Origin of the sequence: [Scytonema hofmanni] UTEX 2349 (assembly GCF_000582685.1) — a bacterium.
Lineage (GTDB): Bacteria > Cyanobacteriota > Cyanobacteriia > Cyanobacteriales > Nostocaceae > Hassallia > Hassallia hofmanni.
Genome location: NZ_KK073768.1, coordinates 2712535 through 2733489 on the forward strand (window position 1 = coordinate 2712535; position 20955 = coordinate 2733489).

The following is a 20955-nucleotide window of genomic DNA, read 5'->3' on the forward strand; positions in this document are numbered from 1 at the left end:
CCCTCCCCCCATCCCCCACTCCCCTTGTCTCCCCCTTCTGGCTCTAAAATCTAAAATCGAGCATCCAAAATTCCTGTGTCAAGCTACAATTCGCATAAAGCAAAAGCTGTTAAAGTCCATAAATTATCGATTTCAAAACCACCCGACTATGAGCATCCAAGAAGTATTTATGCCGGCGCTGAGTTCCACCATGACCGAGGGTAAAATTGTTTCCTGGGTGAAATCCCCAGGTGATAAAGTGGAAAAAGGCGAAACAGTGGTGGTTGTTGAGTCAGATAAAGCAGATATGGATGTAGAATCCTTTTATGAGGGATATCTTGCCACAATTCTGGTACAAGCTGGTGAAAGTGCCCCTGTAGGTTCAGCGATCGCATTATTGGCAGAAACAGAAGCCGAGATAGAGCAAGCAGTAGCGCAAGGAAACGCAGGTGGTGAGAAAGCTGCTACTGCACCCCAAATGGCAGCATCAGCCACAGTTGAAACACCTGTCTTAGCATCTCAAAATGGCTCCAATCATCGGGAAGGACGGCTAATAGCTTCACCCCGCGCTCGTAAGTTGGCGAAGGAAATGAAGGTTGATCTAAGTAACCTCACGGGTAGCGGTCCCTACGGACGCATCGTGGCTGAAGATGTCGAGGCGTCTGTTGGTACTAAGCAACCCGCTGCTCCCGTTCCATTTGCACCCCCTGCACAAGTCACTAAGACCGTTGCACCTGCACCTACGCCTGTTGCTGCATCTGCACCCGCACCGATGCCAACAGCAGCCATAGAGGGTCATATAGTGCCTTTGACTACTTTCCAAAATGCCGTAGCGCGGAATATGGTCGCTAGCCTCTCCGTACCTGTGATTCATATAGGTTACACAATTACCACTGATGCGTTAGACAAGCTTTACAAACAGATAAAATCTAAAGGTGTGACAATGACAGCACTACTAGCGAAAGCTGTAGCAGTGACATTGCAAAAACACCCGTTGTTAAATGCTAGTTATTCAGAACAAGGTATCGTGTATCATTCTGATATCAACGTTGCTGTAGCAGTGGCAATGGATGATGGCGGATTAATTACGCCCGTGTTACAGAATGCAGACATGGTGGATATATATTCTCTATCGCGTAACTGGAAGTCTTTGGTAGAGCGTGCGAGAGTCAAAAAACTGCAACCAGAAGAATACAACAGCGGCACATTTACCGTGTCGAACTTGGGGATGTTTGGTGTAGACAAATTTGATGCAATTTTACCACCCGGACAAGGTTCAATTTTAGCGATCGGTGCATCAAGTCCGCAAGTCGTAGCTACAGCAGACGGTTTGTTTGGTGTCAAGCAACAAATGCAGGTAAATATTACTTGCGATCACCGGATTATTTATGGTGCTGATGCTGCTGCATTCTTACGAGATTTAGCGAAGTTAATTGAGACAAATACTCAATCTTTGACAATGTAATTTGAATTCAGCCGACACAATATTACTTCATTTGTAGAGACGTAGCAATGCTACGTCTCTACATTAATTTTTGGGCTAGCTAATATCTAATATCATGTCCGCTAGATTACATGTGATGTAGAGACGTAGCAATGCTACGTCTCATCAAGGATTTCGGATTTTTTTATTAATGTTAATGGTGTATTTGTTGAGCAATTTACCGCTCGTAATACCTCTCATCGCTACCGCGTCATCCGTATGTGGGAGCAAAATCCAGAACCGTTGCTGACATCTTCTGCTTTACTTCCCTTGGCAACTCTAGCGCAAACAAATTCACCTGAAAGTTTGCTTCAACAGATTGCAGTCAAAGTGAGTATGATTGAAGAAACAGCAATCCAGCAAAGCATCTCGGCATGTACACAATTGCTAGCCGGGTTAGTATTTGATACAGAACTAGTTCGTCAACTTTTTCGGAGGGAAGATATGAGAGAATCTGTAATTTATCAAGAAATTCTTCAAGAGGGAAGAGAAGAAGGAAGACAATCAGAACTGAGGCTTGTTATGCGCTTACTAAATCGTCGAATTGGTACAATTAGCCCTCAATTACAGTCTAAAGTTGAGAATTTATCTCTTACACAATTAGAAGACTTAGGGGAAGCATTACTAGATTTTGCTACTGAAGAAGATTTGGTTAATTGGCTCAATAGTTTGGCTTAGATTGTCATTTATGCTCACTTTCGAGCAATTACAAAAAAAGCCATATGTTCATACCACACACCTTGCTCAGTTGACAAAGCCTCAATTTGTTGACAATATTCTGATTTTAATTTTTCCATTTGCTCAGATGACACCTCTAACAAAGGATTTTCTCTAGGATGAAACCATCCTCCATTCCATTGTTTAGCTTGCTCAAGACTGCGGTAAAAACCAAATTGTTGAGACTTGACTTTAATATCTTTAAAGCCAGCTTTTGCTAGCATATTTTGGCACTTTTCGGGTGTACCTGTTGGCTCATTGATGTTGAAAAGAGAAATATTATATTTAGCACAAGTTGAAATGATGCCTGGTGCTTCGCAGGATTCCTCAGAACAACAAGAAAATGCCACAATTCCACCTTTTTTCAGAAAACGATACCACTTACTTAATGCAGCAGATATATCTTTAAAATAAACTATCGCTGTAGAACAAAAAATTACATCAAAACTTTCATCATCAAAGTCTATATATTCTACATCAGCTTCAATTAGTTCAATATTTTGCAAGTTTAATTCATCAATCTTTTTTTGTGCTTGTGCGAGCATTCCTGAAGAAAAATCTACGCCAATTACTTTACCTTCACCGACAATTTGTGCAGCAGGAATAGCAATTATACCTGTGCCAGTTGCTAAATCTAATACTTTTTGTTTGTTTTGTAGCGGAACTAGTTCTAATAAAGGCACAGCACGACGAATTGTATAATCGTTGTCGTAGCTTGTTCTGCTGTTAAAAAAGTCGATTACTTCTTGTTTATATTGTTGTTCGTATTCACTATTTAGCATAATATTATTATTTATACAAATCTAATCGCTAACTTAAAAATAACTTGTTACTATTATTTATTTTACTCTTATTCCTCTGCGTTTCTCTGCGCTAACTGGTGCGTACTCTGCGTTAAAAAAAGGTGAGCATTGCCCATCCTACTGTAATTTATTCTTTCACACAAAGAACTTGCTTTAATGTTGCCTCAACTTCAACCAAATCAGATTGATTTGCCATCACTTGTTCTATCAGCTTGTAAGCACCAGGAATTTCATCTAATACACTTTCGCACCTACAGGCAACTTGTTACACAAAATCCATAGGATATAATCAGTCACAGAACTGTAATTTGTTATGGAGATTTCTTGTATGCACTATCCTAAGCTAAGTGGAGAAGAAATTACCCGACTCGGCAAGGAACTCTATGAAAATAGTATTCGTCCTCAAGTAGAGACAGCAGAGAATATTGGCAAAATCATCTCAATTAATGTTGAGACAGGTGAGTATGAGATTGGTGATGATTTAGTTATAACAAGTCTTCGGTTACGAGCCAAACAACCTGATGCTGCACTTTGGGGAGAAAGAATTGGTTTTAATGCAGTTTATGCTGTTGGTGGCACATTGATAAGGACTGTACAGTGATAAATGGGACTGTAGTTGGGCTTCAGGCAAAAATTGGTGTGATTCTTCGCCTTCTAGAGCATCCAGATGTAGAAATTCAGTGTGTTGTGGATACAGGCTTTGAGGGTTTTTTAACCTTACCTCCTGCTGCGATCGCTCAACTTAGGTTGCCTTATCTCATTAAAATCAATGCAAATCTTGCTAATAATTCTAGTGTCGAAACTGACGTTTATTTGGCAACTATTATTTGGAACGGAGTAGAGCGAAACGTCGCAGTGCTAGCGATGGGTAGTTGTCCGCTCATCGGAACTGCGTTACTCAAAGATTACCATCTCAGCATTGACTTCTGTGAAGGCGGTACAGTTCTAGTTGATGAGATTTTCTAATTTTGAACAATAAGTTTTAACTAAATTTTCTTTTGGCGTAGGTGTGAAAGCAAACATAAAGCGAGTATTGAACGGGCAAAGATGCCCGTTTCACAAGATAATTACCACAACATAGTCAATTTTTGGGAATCTATTACTGGTGAATATACCGGGTTTGTTGGAGTTAGCCTTTTACACAAAGAACTTGCTTCAAGGTTGCCTCAACTTCAACCAAATCAGCTTGATTTTCCATAACTTGTTCTATCGGCTTATAAGCACTAGGAATTTCATCTAAAACGCCTGTATCTTTGCGACATTCTACACCCATTGTTTGTTCAATCAAATCATCGAGTGTATAAGTATTTTTTGCCTTCTTTCGAGATAGCAAACGTCCCGCACCATGACTGCAAGAACAGAAGCTGTGAGCATTACCCTTACCTTTAACAATGTAGGATTTTGCCCCCATTGAACCGGGAATAATGCCGTAGTCTTCTTCTTGTGCGCGGACTGCACCTTTGCGAGTGACATACACATCTTCACCAAAATGTACTTCTTTTTCGGCGTAATTGTGATGGCAATTCACCTCTAATAAAGGCTTAATTGCCTTTCCACCCGCGAGATGTTTCTCAACGATGCGCTTGAAACGTGCCATCATAACATCGCGGTTAACACGCGCATAATCTTGCGACCATTGCAAATCATGCCAATATGCTTGAAATTCTGGCGTTCCGGCAACAAAATAAGCTAAATCTGGATCAGGTAAGCTATTACCTGCCATTTTTGCTAATTCCTTCGCAGTGTGAATGTGGCACTGCGCTACATTATTGCCGATATTGCGCGAACCAGAATGCAGCATCAGCCAAACAGAGTTTTCTGTATCTAGGCAAACTTCAATAAAGTGGTTTCCACCTCCAAGAGAACCTAACTGTCGCATGGCTTTTCCTTGTAAGTCTTGTACCCCACGATGCAAGTCTTTAAAATCACTCCAGCGTTGCCAGTTGGTAACGGATTTTTCCACGTCTTTATTTTCGTTGAATCCAGTTGGAATTGCAGCTTCAATATCCAAGCGAATTTTCTTCAGTTTGCCTTCGAGTTGTTCACCTTTAAATGGTGTTTTGATTGCCATCATACCGCAACCAATATCTACACCGACAGCAGCCGGAATAATTGCTTCTTTTGTCGCTATTACAGAACCAACTAAGGCTCCTTTACCTAAGTGAACATCTGGCATTAAAGCAACATGTTTAAATACAAATGGCAGCGATGCTACGTTTTTCGCCATTTTAATTTCGTCTGATTTTAAAGGGTGATTAGCCCAAGATAAAACGGGCGATCGCGTGGATATTTCTAAGTTTTCGTAGGGCATAATATTTTGATTGTTAGTTGTTGGTTGATGGTTGTTAGTAGGTAGTAGTTAGTGGAAAAACTAACTACTACCTACTAACAACTAACCAATCCAAGTTAGTTGTAACAGTTTAATTTTGAGTTAGTCGGCTTCCTAAATTTTCGTGAAGCTGATTAATTACTCTGGGAGAACAAGCTTGTATTGCTATTGTAGCACATGTAATACGATATAGGCGATCGCTTCTTGCACAAATACCAGTTTTTGGCAAAATGTATTAATATTTGTAAATAAATAATTAAAAAAGTTACATAGGATTGAGAAAATTATATGGCAGTTCGTCAAGATACAATCTGGGAACGTTTTTTATCACCCGTAGTACGCCTTTTGATTGATGAGGAATCTTTGCGCCGTTATGCTGAAAGTGTAGACTGGGAAAAAGAGAGCGCCAACTTCCGACGAGATGATGTAACAATTCCCTCGTACTACACTAGCCAAAATTTTCACGGCATTGAGGGGGGATATCTCAACTCAGGTGCAGCGGTTTCCTACGATCCGATTACCCAATACGTTGTACCACCTAACGAAACCTGGGTGCGGCAAGCTTTAATTGATGCTATTAGAGTACAACCGCGACGCATCCTCGATTTAGGCTGCGGTACAGGTTCCACAACCTTAATGTTAAAACAGGCTTTTCCTCAAGCTCAAGTTATTGGTTTGGATTTATCACCTTATATGCTGGTAAGGGCAGAACACAAAGCCCAAAGTGCTAATTTGGATATAACTTGGCGACATGGGAATGCTGAAAAAACAGCTTTTAAGGATGCTTCTTTTGACTTGGTGACAGCTTCTTTGCTTTTTCACGAAACTCCCCCAATAGTAGCTCAAGCAATTCTGCGTGAAAGCTTCCGCTTGCTGGTTGAGGGTGGACAAATATTGATTTTGGATGGTAATCAAAAGACCCTGCGTCAGTTAGAATGGCTAAATGATGTTTTTGAAGAGCCTTATATTCGTGACTATGCTGCGGGCAGTGTAGATGCGAATATGGGTGCGACAGGATTTGCAGCAGTGCAAACCCAAGATGTTTGGTGGATAAATCAGGTGACTAGTGGCGTGAAACCGATTTGGCGTGAAAATACAATCAAAAAAAGTGTTGGGCAGTACGCGCCGACGACAGATAATGATGACTTGGAGGACTTTGGAACTCCAGCGTTTGGCACAAAGACATGAGTTTAAAGGCAGTTTTATTTGATTTTAATGGCGTGATCATTAAAGATGAGCCAATTCACGAAGAACTGATTAAGCAAATTCTGATTGAGGAAAATCTCACCCTGAAAAAGGGTGAGTTAAAGCAAGTTTCTTTGGACAAGTGCGATCGCACAATTTTGCGTGAGTTGTTGGCAAGTCGTGGTAGAGTCGTAAGTGAAGATTATTTAACTGTGTTGCTAAACCGCAAAGCAGCTATGTATGCTCTCGAAGTTGAGAAAAGAGAAAAACTGCCTTTGTATGCGGGTTTAGATGACTTAATATTTCAAGTGCGATCGCGCAATCTGAAATTAGGATTAGTCAGTGATGCTATCCGCAAAGAAATCTCCGTGGTACTCGAACGCGCTAAACTCGCCGAATACTTTAAAGTGATAGTAGCAGGTGATGACATCGCCACTAGTAAACCACAACCCGATGGTTATTTATTGGCAGTGGAACGCCTGAATCAGGAATATACTGATTTAAATCTTCAACCTTGTGAATGTCTGGTGATAGAAGATACCCCAGCAGGCATACAAGCCGGAAAACGTGCAGGAATGCAAGTATTAGGTGTAGCAAATACTTATCCATTTCACATGCTACAGCGTTGCTGCAATTGGACTGTAGATTATTTAAGTGATTTGGAACTAGAACGGGTGGAAAAAGTGTTTTTACATTATGAATCTCAACAATCTGTGTAGGCGAATGCTAGAATAACAGATGGCTCATGCTAAAAAGACAATTAGCAATTTGGGGAATTAGCTCAGTTGGTAGAGTGCTGCGATCGCACCGCAGAGGTCAGGGGTTCGAGTCTCCTATTCTCCATTGTTTCCAGCCTTATCTAGTCCTAAAAACTGTTCTAACTATCCTAAATCTATCCTAAGTTTACCAACATTTTAGGAACTACCCTAGATATTAGCTCTACCCTACATAGTGTTGATCCACTCATAGAGCATTTCTAGCTCAGTATCTTTATCTATTACATCCACCTCTAACTGAGTACCATCAGATAAGACCACATACAAAATCTCAGCATCCCCATAGTAGCTACTGGCATACTCAGGATAATCTACTCCACTGCTGTCAGTGCCATCCGCATCTACCCAGGTAATATCCTCAATATCTGTAGCTTTATACCAGTGTCCTAGTATCTGTACTTTACCCATACCGCTCTTATCATTCCGGGCTTCCTCTTCTGTCATGGCTAGCTTACTAATCACTTCAGTCATCTCAGATACCAAGTATTATTGCTTCTCTGTTGTAAACTAAGCTACTGGTTCAAGTCAAGGTTAGGTAACTTGACACTGATAACCTAAAGGGTTACAATAGGAGTATAACTAGATAAAAACTATACCAATGGCTACCCCACAGAGAACTACCAGGAAGGTTAAGTTACAAGTCTGGTTAACCCCCGAAGAACATCAGCTATTATCCCAGGTTGCCACTGAGACAGGGCAAGGGATGTCTAGCTATGTCCGGTCGGCAGTCATGAGAGCTATTAAGACAGATAAGGGTTCCCCGAATCACTATAACCCTTACTAGGTAAGGATTTCAAGATTAAGCATTTTAGGACAAAGCCTCGGCAGTCTGAGGTCGGTCGGCTTACCTGGTAACAGCAATGCAACTAGTCAACTGAAGGATTACCGATTATCTCCTGCTAGCTCTATTTAGCTCCGATTATCTCCCATTTAACCCCGCAACAAGGCTATTGAGGATTGTCGGGGTTATTAGAGACCTTAGGTTATTCACTGCTAAATAGCCCGATAGAGGAATCTCTATGATAACTCTAGTAAATATCTCATATTCCAATGGTTGGTTTTAGTGTGTCTTAGGATAATAAATATTCCTAATACACCTAGAACCCTTACCTAATAAGGATTCCAGGATTAAGCATTTAGGACAAAAAACAAATGACAAAGTTATAGAGATGAGGTCTATAAGGCTTACCGAGATGATTAGAAACAAGAAAGTTAACTTCAAGGCTACTGAAAAAGAAGTAGCAAAGATTAAGGAACTGGCGGCGATCGCTGGATACTCTCAGTCTGAATATATCCGACTAACCGCGCTAGGGTTGCCCATACAGCCCCAAGAAACCAAATAGGACACCTAGTTGCTGCTAGATGTCCTAAGACTCAAATATTCAAAGAAACAGAACCGGGCTAATGCCCAAGGATTTAAATAATGGATTTCTCAAACACCAACTCAAAGGAAGTCGATATGTCTGATTATAGCATTGATATAGGTATTCAGTCAAGCTTTGATGGCTTAGAACAGGTACTAAAACTACTCAAAAAGGTTGATATACTAACAGCCAATGTCCGAGGTTCCGCTCATTTTGATAACAAGGAATATAATGAGCAAACCAAAGTGATCAGTGCGGTTAATGCAGTTATTAATAAAGCTGGTAGCAATGCTGGTTATGTATGGTGGGAAGTCTTCAAAGCTGTTTATGGCGGTATAGAAACAACTGCTAAGGGTATTAAATCTCGGATTAGGGCTAATGAGTGGACTGGCGAGATTATATTTGAAGGTAGACCTACTACTCAAGAGGAACTCATAGATAAGCTAGAAAATGCGTTAGGCATGATGATGAAACTAACCAGAGACCAGTTTGACCGTAAGTGGTTAGTATTTATCGCTGGTAAAACATTTAACCCAGTTAGAGATGAGATAGAGTCTATAGTTAGCAATAAGACCCGAAAATGGGTATACCCTGCTGGCGCATCTGAAGGCTACTTGGAGACCAAAGAGCTTGAGCTAATGCCGGAATGGAACAAGCTAGCCAGAATCATCTTAGGTGTGGATGATGAACTATCCCAGAAGATGCTTGAGAAGTGGTTGATAGCATCGGTAGCTAGGATTATGGCTCCTGGTTGCCAAGCGGATTACAGCTTAGTTTTGAAAGGAAAACAAGGGATTGGTAAGTCTAGTTTCTTCCGAGTCTTAGGCGGTCAGTATTTCTTAGACTTGGATAGTTCAACTGATGGAACCGAAACCAAAAGACAGATCGCTAAATCCTGGATAGTTGAGATGGGCGAGATGGAGGGTATAACCCGCAAGAAAGAAGTTGAGGAACTCAAAGCATTCCTAACAAAAACTAAGGATACATTTAGAGGCTTATGGGAGCGCAAACCTACAGACCATGATCGGCATGTGGTATTCGGTGGTACATGTAACTCTGATGAAATCCTTAAGGATGCTACAGGTTCTAGAAGGTTCTGGATAATCCCATGTGGCGACAGAGCTATTGATATTGACTTCCTAAAGGTTAATAGAGATGAGATCCTAGCTAGTGCTTATCTTCAATGGAAAAATGGGGTTATCTGGTGGACAGATACTGAGATGGCACAAGCATCTGAAGAGCGAAACAAGGATTACCAAGAGGATAATGAGTATTTACCCTCTGTGAGCAACTATATAAGGCAAGCTGAGGTATTCAGGAATGATAAGAATAGCCGACAGCAGGGTAGAGATAACCAGCAACCTTGGGATGGACTAGCGGTTATCCCATCCATCTTTATGGAAGCTGGCTTAAGAATACCATTAGGCGCTCAGAGAGCTAATAAGGCGGATAAGAAGGTTGCCCAAGCATTGATGGAGTTAGGTTTTACTAAGCGCAAAGTTAGGGTCTCCGGTAGGCAAGTATGGGCATATGTAAAATCAGATGCCACTAACCCCCTAATACTTACAGCAGAACTTTTAGGATCTGCTAGGGTATTTCAAGACTAGTTAGAGATAAATAATGTAGCAAGTTACCCTCTAGATTATCTAGAGGGTTTTCTTGTTGGTTAATGTGATCGCCTAATCCCATTAATGCGTTGAGGCTATCATTTATCCCCCCTAAGGCTATCATTTATCTCGCCGAGGCTATCATTTATCCCCCTAAGGCTATCATTTAAACCCCTGAGGCTATCATTTTTTATAAGTCTTAGCCTCACCCTAGATTCCTAAAAGTCTTATGTGGTAAGGGTTCTAACTTGTCAAGGCTAACAAGGCTAACAAGTCTATCAAATAATGAATAAAATACCTGAAGGCGACTTCTAAGGGTTCTAAGGGCTATATAGGTAAAGGTAAAGTTTATAAAACTGTTAGCCTTGTTAGCCTCAGGCTAGAACCATTACCCTATAAGCATCCTAGCTGAGGCTATCATTTTCAACTGTTAGCCTTGTTAGCCTCAGTAGTAACCTAAGATAACCCCTAATCTTAACCCTCTGGTATCCCTAGATAACCACATGGGGCTTTTATGCTGATTAATGGCATACAGAGGTAACTAGTAACTATTGTGGCTGACCCAAGTAACAGTGTTATGATAATGACTGCAAGTACTTAAAAAGTTATGTTAACTAAGATAATCTCAGGGCTATTAGGGGTGTCCATAGTACTGTCCTGTTCCTCTGTGTTAGCCGAGCCTGTTTATGTAGGGCGAACTAATGAGGGTCAGTCGCTATTCTTTTATCCTGATTCAGGTACATATCAGGGTGAAGATAACTTATTGGTTTTTGAATACCGCATTGGTGGTAACTCAGAGGAATATTCCAGAGGCGCATTTACTCCCTGGTGTACAGGTGAGCGGGTAGAGTTACACCCCTATGCTACTTCAAGACCTAGTAAACCCGGATGGTTTACCATGAACCGCCAAGGCGAATGGATATATATTAAAGCTGACAGTTTAGCATCTAAAAATCTTTTGAAAACCGCCTGTGAAACTATGGAGTTTAATCATGTGGAGGCAACCAATGAACACTAGGGATTAACCCCCCCTATAGCCCCTTGACACTCTGAGCGCACCGGAGGGTTATTTGTTGGCTATAATAACCACCAATCCTTAATCTGCTTACTAAGTAGGTTAAACAGGAGATAATCAGAGATAATCAGAGATACCCGGAGATAATCGACAATCCCTCAGTTGCGCTAGTTACCTCATAAGATAACCCGATAAGCATAAATATTTATTGGGTAGCCCTATTTCACCCCTAAATACTTCAGTGACTCTATATACCTGATCACCCTCGGATGCGGTTGGTCTATAAGGTTGGCACTAAAGGATAACCCGGTAAGTATAAATATTTACCGGGTATTCTTATGGGTTAGCCTGTAACCTAAGGGGTTGCAAGGGGAGCCGATTAGCGAACTGAAGAATCCCTGGTTATCTGCGATTATCTCTGGTTAGCTCCTATTAGCTCCGATTTAACCCTGCAAGGATGTATTGAGGAAGTGTAGGTATCCTTAGTTAACCCCTCAGCACTCCCACTACTCAAGTGATCACATTCAGAAACCTTATAATCGCTGAAAGCCTTACAGAATAAGGATAACGATAAAACATCGGTTATGGTAAGTAAGAAAGGTAATGGTACTTTTATTCACCCCTCGGCAGTCTTCATGCTGTTATCAACTACCTTACTGGGTAAGCTTTTCAAGGCTTTATGGGGTGTTTGTGCTGTGCTAACAGAGACAAGTAAAACCCCACCTAAAACCTTAGAACACCTATGGGGTAAGGTTTTATCCCCGCAAGTAACTTATATAACCAGATAATCTGGTTATTAAATCCCTCAAAAGTGATGGGATTATAGGAGTCTGGACTTTCGGCACTCAAGTTGGCTCCAAAGGATAACCCCGGTAAGTACTTATACTCACCGGGGGGTTCATTAATAGCCCAACAGTCCCTCAGTTCCTAGAAAAATGCCAGAAAACTGTTCGCTATCAATAGGTCATCTGCGGTCATATCTTCAGAGTGGGAGTCATCTAATGAGAAGCGCTCTCTTTCTACTAATCGCTGTAGCTTGGCGACATATAACTTCCAGCGGTCTGACATTAAGACCTCAGCAGGTAAAAAGGTAGGGTCTGATAGGAACTCGGTCAAAAGGTAATCAAACCATACTTGGCTCCCTAGTGGGTCTACTCCACCCATTAAGTCTACTAAGAACTCATAGAGCGCTTGGGAGTTCTCATAGGTCTTCCCTTGCCATATTAAACCGCCATTACCCATCTTTTTAGTGGTACATTCAACCCCATAGAACTCATTGGTTAATAGTTGGGTAACAAGACCTACATAGCGGACTATGGTAGCTTCCTTACCATAGGATTTTAGGTACTCCGGAAGATAAACAGCGACTTGGAAGGCAGTTAGTTGTCCAAAGCGCACCCGGTTATCTATGAACTGTTCAAGGAATGCCATGAGATACTTCCGAGATTTGGCAGACTTTGCAGCGATCGCGGCTTGTCTCTGGTCTTCTAACTCCTGTTGTTCCTGTAGGAGCTTGAGTTGGGCATTGAGTTCTGAGATATCTTGGTTTCTGTTAGCCATTTTAGGATTCTTTATAGGTTCTTCTGTTATTTAGTCAACTTTGAAGTTGACATAATAAGGAAAAGAGGCTAAGGAAAAAACTAATGAAGAAACCATATAGATTATCATTTCGAGTAGATCAAGGGACTTATGACTGGTTAGAGTCCTTGGGGTCTGATGTCGGTCAATCGGCTGACCTGGTAGCCAGAGAGTTAGTAATCCTAAACCGGATGTCTAAGGATACTCAGGCGGTCTATGGGCGCTGTCTAGAATACTTGAACACACTAGGGGAACAAGAGTTTCTTCAAGGGTTGGATGGGCTTATATCAGCGCTAAAGGAGATACAGATTAAGGAGCGCATAAGTGGTTAATGTTAAACCCTGTGTAGTCAAGGGGCTACCAGCGGATATCAGGGAAGCTGTTGATAACCAGCTTGCCAGAGGAATACCAGCCCCATCTATTTGTCGCTGGCTGGATAACCAAGGCTTCAAAGTAACCCCCAGGCAAATCTATGGCTACAAGGATAAGACTATTCCCAAGGCTATCTTAAGTGACCCTACGTCCCCTATTTACTCACCGGATGCCTCAGATAGCCAGATGTTGCGATCGCTGTTAAAGACCACCTTAGATGTGGTTAGCAGCCTAAATGACCAATACGCGCTTACTGGCGACTTAAAGACTGCCAAGATGCTCAGAGAGATGACTGAGACCGCCTCTGGGCTTTTAAAGTTCCGACTAACCCATGAGCAACCTGAGACCGCAGTGACTGTAAGTATCAACATAGGGAACCTAGAGGACACCCTAGAACCTAACCAAGGCTCAGAAAACCCTTATTTCTGAGGCATTTATGCAACCGCATAAGCTGGTAATCTACATCATCATGATGTAACTTACCGCATGATTACCACTTCTACCCCTTATTACCCCTTGTTTCCTATGAAAATCAAAGACCTATCTAAAGATCAACTAATCCGACTAGTCTCTATTCTGGCTAAAAAGAACCAAGCGCTTACCAAGGCTAAAACCAGAAAGATTACCAGAAACACTCAGGCTCCTAGAGTCCTAACAAGCGCTAAACCATCCAGTAACTAAACTAAAAATCCCCAGGAAAGTTACCAGCTTCCGAGGGGATTACTAAACACATTAAACCATTTTTATATGACCATCATAGCACATATTCCCCTAAATGAGGGAAAGAAAGACAGCAGTTATTACCAAGACTCTTTCGAGGCTCGGTTAGCATGTGGCAACAGTTGGGAACATAGCCTAGTCGAGTATCTGAAAACTCAAGGACTAGATAAAGTTTACCAACTTGACCAACATATGACCCATAGATCGGTCTATGGGAGTTACAGAACTGACCCGGATAACTGGCGATCGCGCAGTCAGTCTAAGTTAGCCCCAGACTTGTACCCAAAGTACCAGAGGGATATTAGAGTTATCCATAATGGCAAAGGGTGTAACATTGAAGTCAAGTCCAAATCAGGCATTTTTAACTACCCTAACATATTAGTCGGAGGTATTGCAACTAGATGGGAGCGCTACAAGTTCCCAGTTCATTTTGTGATAGCCATCGATCGCACCACTGGGGAAACTAGAGCTACAGAGGCAGATAGGCTAACCAGGGAAACAAGCTGGCTGCGGATTAAAAGCCAAGAGCTATCTTATGGTGTCCCCAGGTATCTATTTAAACCGCTGGATACCTGGTTAGATTTCATTAAGGACTCTTGAAGGCTCCCGGTGAACCTCTAGGATGGCTTAGAGGCTTTCCTGGCTACCTTCCTGGGTGTTTTCTAGGATTATAGGGTAGCTTGAACCATTAAAGGAACCCCGAAAGGTCAGGGTTCCTTTCACATATACCCTAAATAAAATCCTAAATGGTTGACTCAGAATAGTTAGGGTGTTGCCAGGGTTATGCTTGACCTTTATGCTAGCTGTGATCACACTACAGGAGAAGCCAGGGTAACTGAGGCTGATAGGCTAACCTTTGTTAAGTTATATAGGTATATTTGGGAGATTAGGTCGATTAATCATATGCCCATAGTTCTTAATGATCATCGAGGTGTCCTTATGACCCGCCAAGTATGCCACACCAGTTATAGGCATACCTTGATCTATGGCATGACTACAAAAAGTGTGCCTAGTGGTGTAAGGTTTGCGATAGGGTATACAACAGTGTGCTAAAATCTTAGCCCATTGTCTATATCTAAAGTTATCAGCATCTATGACACAGCCTTTGGGGGTAGTAAACACTAGGGAATCATGGCTAATCTCTTGTGGCTTAAGGTTTATCAGAAGCGATCGCAACTCTGGTGACAGCGGTAGATACCTGATGTTACCTGTTTTAGTTTCCTTCCTGATCCGGTGATAACCATTACCTGTTAGGTCTTTGGGTAAGCTTTCCTTGATTACTACTTCTGACTTGTTAAAGTCCACATGAACCCAGAGTAACCCGATCGCCTCGGATGTTCTGACCCCAGTAGCCATTAAAAATCTCACAAATGGGCTATAGTGTGGTGCTAACTCATCAAAAGCTTTGATAATAGCCTTAATCTCTTCATAACTAAATGGTTTGATTTCCTTGGGACTGTCTTTCTTAGGCTTAAGACTTTCATAGGGGTTAACATCCAGCCAGCCTTTAGCCACCGCCCATTTACAGCAGCCCCTAACCATGCTTAAGCGGTCTCTGTAGGTTCTAGGTGATATGTTAGCCTGAGTTAGCCAGTTAGTATCTGTTATACCTGGGTTAGCCTTGGCTATCATTCGCCTAACCCATTTATAGTGATTAGCTTGAGTGGTTAGGGAAAGGTCTAGAGATTCTACCCAGGTGTCCCAGAGTTCCAGTAGTGTCTTAGGATGAGTATTAGGGGTTGCCTTAGGAGCTAACCTATAGCGGTCTAAAGTCCGGTCAAAGTGTCCGGCTAAGATATCATTCTGTATCTGCGTGGCGATCGCCCTAGCTGTTGCCATGTCTCTTTTATCATCATAATGACCGCCTGGGACTGGGTTAAACCCATACCGCTTACCGCCAAAGCTAAACTTAAGCTGGATGGTTCCATTATTGTTTACTGGCTTAATCTCTCTCATTGTCCTAGTTGTTTCTTAAGGATACCCTTAAGACAGCTAGAAAGTGTTACAGGGCTTGCCTTAGAAGCATTAAGGCTGCTGCGATCGCACCGCAGAGGTCAGGGGTTCGAGTCTCCTATTCTCCATTACAACATTAAATAATTATTGTCAGTTTTAAAGAATTAATGTCCAAATTTCCGAATTTGTGGGACATAAGTTACGTAATTTAGCGACTTTCAGCAATCAAACCAGTTTTAAAGAATTGTTGTCCAGAGTTGAAACCAGTTTTAAAGAATTATTGTCCAAAATCAACCTCTAAAACTCGCCTAAATATATGTTCTCTAATTTAATAGATTACAGCACTTCGCTAGGCTCTTGAATCACAAGACTAGCTTTAAAGCGCTTTATTTGCAGTCTAATTACAAAAATCTACAACCTCTTCTTTTACTGTTTTCACCCAAGCAGAGGCTCCATTACTAAAAATAGTTGCGTTTTACGTGCGATCGCAGCACTCCTTTCAAACCACCCTAATACAAAATTATATAGCCAAAGTGCCGTCTTCAATGATAATAACTTTCAACCCACCACCTAACGGGAGGGCTAATGGATCAAAAGCACCAAGCCGAAATTTATCAAAAATTTGGCGTAAAAACTCTTCTCCTCATTCGTATAAGGGATTGAGGTGTTCTAGGATCTTAACTATGATTGATTAGTAAAATTATACACATTAAAAGTCAAACCTTTGATACTTGTACGCGGTGCGCTTATCACGTATTTTTTTTGTGTCATAAAATACCAATAATGTCCGTTTGTCCAGCCAATTCATCAATTAAAAAGTCAATAATTTTGCATCGACTATGAAAAAGTTAGTTATCCTTCAATTTTATGGCGACTTTTCTACAGGATATAAAGTAACTTTAGAAGTTGGCGAAGAGGGAAAACGTCCTGACTTGAGAATCAGGGGAGAACTACCTCAAGCTATTGATATTATTCAATGTTTTCAAAGTTGGCGTGATATTTACCGCAGTTTGGATGGACAAACTCGGATTAAAAAACTTGGCGCTAGGAATGTAAATATTGATGATTTGAAACAAAAATGCGATGAGCGATCGCAAAATTTACTTAATTCTTTTAATTCCTGGTTACAATCACAATCTTTTAATCCTATCATAAATTGCTTATGTAAACAAGATTGGGATAGGGAAGATGAAATTCGGGTAATTCTTAGTACAGATTGCCAAGAACTACGTAAACTACCTTGGCATTTGTGGAATGGATTTTATGCTATACCTTATTTCCGTATTAGACCCTTAGAAGTTGCTTTAAGTGCGCCGGATGGTGAACGCAGAGAACGACCATTTAGAGAAAAGATTAGAATTTTAATTATTCTGGGTGATAGTACAGGAATAAATGTTAAAGCAGACGAACAACTACTGCAACAATATTGTGGTGATGCGGAAATAGTCACCCTTGTAGAACCATTGCGTATGCAACTGCAATTTGATGCATTTGAAAATCTGGTGAGAAAAGATGTTTCTTTAAATAATTTATGGATTCCTAAAGAAGTAAGAATTCAATTCGTTGGAATTAATCTTAAAAATGCGAAACTTTCTCGAATAGAATGGGAATATAAAAATTTTTCTGGAGCTTATCTTTATCAGGCAAAGTTGTATCGTGCTAATATAAGCCATGCTAAATTAAATGGAACCTTTCTTTACGGTGCTGACTTAACAGAAGCTAATCTTACTAATAGTGATTTAAAAGGTGCATCCTTATATAATGCCAATATTAACGGCACAAATTTTAAAGGAGCTAAAAACCTAACTATCGAACAAGTAAAGTCTGCAAAAAACTGGCGCACAGCAAAATACGATAATAATTTTCGTGCCAAACTAGGTTTGCTTGTAGAAAAAGAAAAATGATATCTTCAGATTAATATTTAGATTTATTATAAATTTTACGATATGGATTGGATCAGATATGTGATCGCTTTACGATGCAGGTTAAATTAAAAGCACAATTTGTAAAGTTTTTTTAGGTGCGATCGCTTGACGATGCGGGTTAAATTAAAAGTGCGATTTGCAAAGTTTTGTGAGGTGCGATCGCTTGGCTAGTTAGGGTAGAAGTCAATAGTATTATACTTGCACACTTTAACTATGAGAATGATTTTTTTACGCTTCCGTTTCTACAGCTTCAAATTCAAGAATTTCAATTAAAACTAGTGATTTACGATACTGAAACTGAGGAGATAGTAAGATGGATAAGTTAGAAAAATATAGGGAATACATTCAGCAACTTTTGACAAAATATGGTAGTTATAAACCTTCTTATGGTGATGTAGAAGTAGAACAAATATTTGATACTGTACGCGACCATTATCAACTTGTTAATGTAGGCTGGGAAAATAAACGTCGTGTGTATGGTTGTTCAATACACATCGATATCAAAAATGAAAAAATTTGGATTCAGTGGAATGGAACCGAGATAAATATTGCGGAAGAATTAGTTTCGATGGGTGTTCCCAAGCAAGACATTGTTATCGGATTTCATTCACCTTATAAAAGACAGTTTACAGATTTTGCTGTGGGTTAGCAAGTAATGAATAAAAAGCGATGGGCAAAGTTTTGTCAGATGCGTTAGCGTTAGTTGCGCGTTTACGCAGTATAGCGAAGCTAACGCTAACGCAATTGATTATAATGTAAGTTGTAGATATTTTTTATTGACGAAAAATATACATAATTATGCATTACCAAATTTTTATCCAAAGTCAAAAAGATAACTTTATTGCATCAGTGGTTGGAATGCCAAATGTAATGGTAGAAGCGAATACAGAAGAAGAAGCAATTTCCAAGGCGAAATCTGCGTTACAAGCGCAATTAGCGACAGGTAAGTTTGTAACGATTGAAGTTAACCCACAAGAAATTTCTCATCAAGAAACAACTCAGATGAAGTATGCAGGAATATTTGCGAACGACCCAACATTTGACGATTTTATGGATAAACTAGCTGCTATTCGCAAAGAATCAAATGCAACGATAGATGAGTGATGACGATTTATATTTTAGATACAGACCACTTGAGTCTTTATGGAAGAAATCACCCCATTATAATTCCAAAACTATTAGCAGCTAAAATACAACTAACAACAACTGCGATTAATGTTGAAGAACAATTAAGAGGTCGTTTGGCTCAAGTTGCTGAAGCAAAAGAAGGAGTTGTACAATCAAATGCTTATCAGCGATTAGTGGAAACAGTCATGTTATTGTCGGAATTTAATGTTCTTCAATATGATGAAAAATCTCAAGAGATTTACCAAAATTTTAGAAAGCAACGCATTCGTATCGGGACTCAGGATTTACGCATCGCATCGATAGTTCTTGCAAATAAAGGAATTCTCTTAACAAGAAATCTGCGAGATTTTGAAAAAATTCCTGAACTAAATATAGAAGATTGGTCAATTTAGCTTTTTGATTGATTTTTATTTTTCAACTGCCAAACTCAGTAAACTGACGTATATAGGGTTCATGAAACGCCAAAATAATATCTTGCTTGGGTACTCCCATTTCCACTAATTGATTAGCAATTCCAATTTCAGTGCCATCATGTTGAATCCAAATTTTACCATCTTTAATATCAAGATGTAAGATGCAACCGAAATCCCGTTTATTTCCTCTCCAACCGACATAAAGTAATTGATAATGGTCTTGTTGTTCGTCAAAAATTGTTTGCACTTCATACTCTTCGTATTTTCGTGACATCGAAGCTCGCTTTTGTCGTTCGGAAAGAAGGTGTTTAATATATTGTCGATATTGTTCTACAGCCATTGACTAATAATCTCCTGCTCTACATCGTAAATTATCAATCGTAATTGATATTTTTCAACTGCCGATATAATAAATTTTCGTTGAAAAAAAGTTTCATAAACAGGCAATCTGACGGCTAAATAAAGTAAGCGCTCAGGTTCAATTTTTTCTAATAACTTAGGGGTTCGTTTGGTAGGAATTTCTGGATATATGCTACAAGTCGGAAGTGTAATCACTTTGCCCTCTCGCTCCTTACGGTGTAACCTCATAATACAGAATTAATTTTCAAATATTTTTCCAAAAACTGCGTAAAAGCTCCCCATCTCCTTCGTAGAAGGGTTTAAAGAGGTTGGGGAGGAATTACTATGCATCGATAAAAGTTGAATATATTCCCGCGAAAAGCTCGCTACCTGGGATATTTTACCGCGTGGTGTTGCGTTGCTCCCGTCGAAGGTGCAAATTTCCCAAAACTCAAACAACTATTTACCCTACAGTATTTTATGTATCTATGATGACAACAAAATACCAAGCATTCGAGGTGCAACAGGAGATTTCGATGGATGATGATTTAGATTTACAGTTGCGTCAGCTAGTCTACGCAGCACAAAACCATCCCCAAAAAAGTGCAGAACGAAGGAAAATTCTCAATAAATTGATTGCCAAAATTCAAAGTTCGGGAAAATTAAAAAAGTTTGTAGAATGGCGGCAAAAATTAACTCATTTTCCAGATATTTATAGCGAAGCAGAAGCAAATACATATTTGAAAATTTGCAAAGACATCGAAGATTATCGTCCAGAACATCCCGTGATGGCTTGGGTTAATCAAATATTTACTTGGCGATTTCACGATGTTCGGAGGCAATACAGAAGGCGAACGCAAATATTATCCCTTGATGAGTTAGATAGTTGTAACAGTGGTTCTGATAAACCTGTAAGCAAAGAATTATCGAGGGTTCAATATGAAATTAAAGATAAATTAATCTCTGAGACTGAAGATGAATTGGAACTATCAACAACAAAAAGTTTCATCAATAATGACCCAGAAGGACTTTTACAAAATACTTATATTGGTGAAGATACAAATGCCAATTTACAGAAAGTCATATTAATGAGATTAGATCATGAAAAATGGGAAGATATATCTCAAAAATTAGGTCATCCAATATCAAGGCTATCTGAGCTATATCAACGCAACATTAAAAAGCGTAAATTCATCGATTATTTTCGTAAATATTTACAGTAAATCTAACAGTAGACCGAACATTAATTTTCAATTATTCACTCTTGCA

The 20955-nt window shown here is 40.1% G+C and carries 25 protein-coding genes, 1 tRNA gene and 1 pseudogene; 19 read left to right on the plus strand and 8 right to left on the minus strand.

The features are described from left to right. Positions 1-148: 148 nt before the first annotated feature. Both TOL9009_RS0117070 and TOL9009_RS39525 read left to right on the plus strand, forming a co-directional pair. Positions 149-1444, plus strand: coding sequence for a dihydrolipoamide acetyltransferase family protein (locus TOL9009_RS0117070; RefSeq protein WP_072022146.1), 1296 nt, complete (start codon positions 149-151; stop codon positions 1442-1444). A gap of 237 nt (positions 1445-1681) precedes the next feature. After that, entirely contained in the window at positions 1682-2140 is a 459-nt protein-coding gene (locus tag TOL9009_RS39525) for a DUF4351 domain-containing protein (RefSeq protein ID WP_051502933.1), read from the plus strand. 14 nt (positions 2141-2154) lie between these two features. Here the strand turns inward: TOL9009_RS39525 and TOL9009_RS0117080 are convergent, their stop codons facing one another. Beyond that, the gene (locus TOL9009_RS0117080; protein WP_029633866.1) at positions 2155-2961 is read right to left on the minus strand and encodes a class I SAM-dependent methyltransferase; all 807 of its coding nucleotides are present in this window, start codon (positions 2959-2961) and stop codon (positions 2155-2157) included. Positions 2962-3109: 148 nt separating this feature from the next. Next, positions 3110-3229: pseudogene (locus TOL9009_RS43600) on the minus strand (RtcB family protein); the annotation flags it as partial. Between the two features lie 81 nt (positions 3230-3310). Between TOL9009_RS43600 and TOL9009_RS0117085 the strand changes: the two are divergent. Beyond that, entirely contained in the window at positions 3311-3583 is a 273-nt protein-coding gene (locus TOL9009_RS0117085; RefSeq protein ID WP_029633867.1) for a hypothetical protein, read from the plus strand. Next, positions 3580-3948 carry a clan AA aspartic protease gene (locus TOL9009_RS0117090; RefSeq protein ID WP_029633868.1) on the plus strand — a complete coding sequence of 123 codons (369 nt, stop codon included), beginning with the start codon at positions 3580-3582 and terminating at the stop codon, positions 3946-3948. Before TOL9009_RS0117085 ends, TOL9009_RS0117090 begins: the two co-directional genes overlap by 4 nt. 163 nt (positions 3949-4111) lie before the next feature. Here TOL9009_RS0117090 and TOL9009_RS0117095 read toward each other — a convergent pair whose 3' ends face one another. Further along, a complete protein-coding gene (locus TOL9009_RS0117095; RefSeq protein WP_029633869.1) occupies positions 4112-5293 on the minus strand; it encodes an RtcB family protein in 1182 nt (393 codons plus the stop codon). A 306-nt stretch (positions 5294-5599) separates the two neighbouring features. Here TOL9009_RS0117095 and TOL9009_RS0117100 point away from each other — a divergent pair, with 306 nt between their 5' ends. The 3 genes from TOL9009_RS0117100 (at position 5600) to TOL9009_RS0117110 (ending at position 7339) form a co-directional block, all read left to right on the plus strand. Further along, complete coding sequence (locus TOL9009_RS0117100) at positions 5600-6499, plus strand: class I SAM-dependent methyltransferase (protein ID WP_029633870.1); 900 nt, start codon at positions 5600-5602, stop codon at positions 6497-6499. After that, positions 6496-7215 (plus strand): HAD family hydrolase, encoded by a 720-nt coding sequence (locus TOL9009_RS0117105; RefSeq protein ID WP_029633871.1) that lies wholly within the window; start codon positions 6496-6498, stop codon positions 7213-7215. The genes TOL9009_RS0117100 and TOL9009_RS0117105 overlap by 4 nt, the downstream gene beginning before the upstream one ends. A gap of 51 nt (positions 7216-7266) precedes the next feature. Beyond that, positions 7267-7339 (plus strand) — tRNA-Ala (locus TOL9009_RS0117110). Positions 7340-7440: 101 nt separating this feature from the next. Here TOL9009_RS0117110 and TOL9009_RS0117115 read toward each other — a convergent pair. Beyond that, the gene (locus tag TOL9009_RS0117115) at positions 7441-7743 is read right to left on the minus strand and encodes a hypothetical protein (protein ID WP_029633872.1); all 303 of its coding nucleotides are present in this window, start codon (positions 7741-7743) and stop codon (positions 7441-7443) included. Between the two features lie 127 nt (positions 7744-7870). Between TOL9009_RS0117115 and TOL9009_RS50550 the strand changes: the two genes are divergently transcribed. The 4 genes from TOL9009_RS50550 to TOL9009_RS0117135 all read left to right on the plus strand — a co-directional run bounded on the left by TOL9009_RS50550 (position 7871) and on the right by TOL9009_RS0117135 (position 11261). After that, positions 7871-8056, plus strand: coding sequence for a plasmid mobilization protein (locus tag TOL9009_RS50550; RefSeq protein ID WP_029633873.1), 186 nt, complete (start codon positions 7871-7873; stop codon positions 8054-8056). A 409-nt stretch (positions 8057-8465) separates the two neighbouring features. Next, the gene (locus TOL9009_RS47410) at positions 8466-8615 is read left to right on the plus strand and encodes a plasmid mobilization protein (protein ID WP_186227585.1); all 150 of its coding nucleotides are present in this window, start codon (positions 8466-8468) and stop codon (positions 8613-8615) included. Positions 8616-8731: 116 nt separating this feature from the next. Then, positions 8732-10243, plus strand: a complete 1512-nt coding sequence (locus TOL9009_RS0117130; protein WP_186227586.1) for a virulence-associated E family protein — start codon at positions 8732-8734, stop codon at positions 10241-10243. A 640-nt stretch (positions 10244-10883) separates the two neighbouring features. After that, positions 10884-11261 carry a hypothetical protein gene (locus tag TOL9009_RS0117135; RefSeq protein ID WP_144238261.1) on the plus strand — a complete coding sequence of 126 codons (378 nt, stop codon included), beginning with the start codon at positions 10884-10886 and terminating at the stop codon, positions 11259-11261. A gap of 924 nt (positions 11262-12185) precedes the next feature. Here the strand turns inward: TOL9009_RS0117135 and TOL9009_RS0117140 are convergent. Beyond that, on the minus strand, positions 12186-12818 hold the full coding sequence (locus tag TOL9009_RS0117140; protein WP_029633876.1) for a hypothetical protein: 633 nt from the start codon (positions 12816-12818) through the stop codon (positions 12186-12188). 83 nt (positions 12819-12901) lie between these two features. Here TOL9009_RS0117140 and TOL9009_RS0117145 point away from each other — a divergent pair, with 83 nt between their 5' ends. From TOL9009_RS0117145 to TOL9009_RS0117155, 3 genes are all read left to right on the plus strand, one after another. Further along, positions 12902-13168 carry a hypothetical protein gene (locus TOL9009_RS0117145; protein ID WP_029633877.1) on the plus strand — a complete coding sequence of 89 codons (267 nt, stop codon included), beginning with the start codon at positions 12902-12904 and terminating at the stop codon, positions 13166-13168. Beyond that, positions 13161-13637, plus strand: coding sequence for a hypothetical protein (locus TOL9009_RS0117150; protein WP_029633878.1), 477 nt, complete (start codon positions 13161-13163; stop codon positions 13635-13637). The genes TOL9009_RS0117145 and TOL9009_RS0117150 overlap by 8 nt, the downstream gene beginning before the upstream one ends. Before the next feature lie 318 nt (positions 13638-13955). Next, positions 13956-14528: a hypothetical protein gene (locus tag TOL9009_RS0117155; protein WP_029633879.1), complete on the plus strand. Its 573-nt coding sequence runs from the start codon at positions 13956-13958 to the stop codon at positions 14526-14528. 264 nt (positions 14529-14792) lie between these two features. On the opposite strand, the gene TOL9009_RS0117160 is transcribed toward TOL9009_RS0117155, so the two are convergent. Next, positions 14793-15884, minus strand: a complete 1092-nt coding sequence (locus tag TOL9009_RS0117160; RefSeq protein WP_029633880.1) for a site-specific integrase — start codon at positions 15882-15884, stop codon at positions 14793-14795. A gap of 836 nt (positions 15885-16720) precedes the next feature. Here TOL9009_RS0117160 and TOL9009_RS0117165 point away from each other — a divergent pair. The 4 genes from TOL9009_RS0117165 (at position 16721) to TOL9009_RS0117180 (ending at position 19326) form a co-directional block, all read left to right on the plus strand. Then, positions 16721-17785, plus strand: a complete 1065-nt coding sequence (locus tag TOL9009_RS0117165; protein ID WP_029633881.1) for a pentapeptide repeat-containing protein — start codon at positions 16721-16723, stop codon at positions 17783-17785. A 334-nt stretch (positions 17786-18119) separates the two neighbouring features. Then, entirely contained in the window at positions 18120-18455 is a 336-nt protein-coding gene (locus TOL9009_RS0117170; RefSeq protein WP_029633882.1) for a XisI protein, read from the plus strand. Between the two features lie 149 nt (positions 18456-18604). Continuing rightward, on the plus strand, positions 18605-18910 hold the full coding sequence (locus TOL9009_RS0117175) for a hypothetical protein (RefSeq protein ID WP_029633883.1): 306 nt from the start codon (positions 18605-18607) through the stop codon (positions 18908-18910). Further along, positions 18910-19326: a type II toxin-antitoxin system VapC family toxin gene (locus tag TOL9009_RS0117180; protein WP_029633884.1), complete on the plus strand. Its 417-nt coding sequence runs from the start codon at positions 18910-18912 to the stop codon at positions 19324-19326. Before TOL9009_RS0117175 ends, TOL9009_RS0117180 begins: the two co-directional genes overlap by 1 nt. 22 nt (positions 19327-19348) lie before the next feature. Here the strand turns inward: TOL9009_RS0117180 and TOL9009_RS0117185 are convergent, their stop codons facing one another. Then, on the minus strand, positions 19349-19687 hold the full coding sequence (locus tag TOL9009_RS0117185) for a XisI protein (protein WP_029633885.1): 339 nt from the start codon (positions 19685-19687) through the stop codon (positions 19349-19351). Next, entirely contained in the window at positions 19678-19902 is a 225-nt protein-coding gene (locus tag TOL9009_RS47415) for a XisH family protein (RefSeq protein WP_260675912.1), read from the minus strand. The genes TOL9009_RS0117185 and TOL9009_RS47415 overlap by 10 nt, the downstream gene beginning before the upstream one ends. A 272-nt stretch (positions 19903-20174) precedes the next feature. Here TOL9009_RS47415 and TOL9009_RS0117195 point away from each other — a divergent pair, with 272 nt between their 5' ends. Next, on the plus strand, positions 20175-20909 hold the full coding sequence (locus TOL9009_RS0117195) for an RNA polymerase sigma factor (protein ID WP_242055430.1): 735 nt from the start codon (positions 20175-20177) through the stop codon (positions 20907-20909). Positions 20910-20955: the final 46 nt, after the last annotated feature.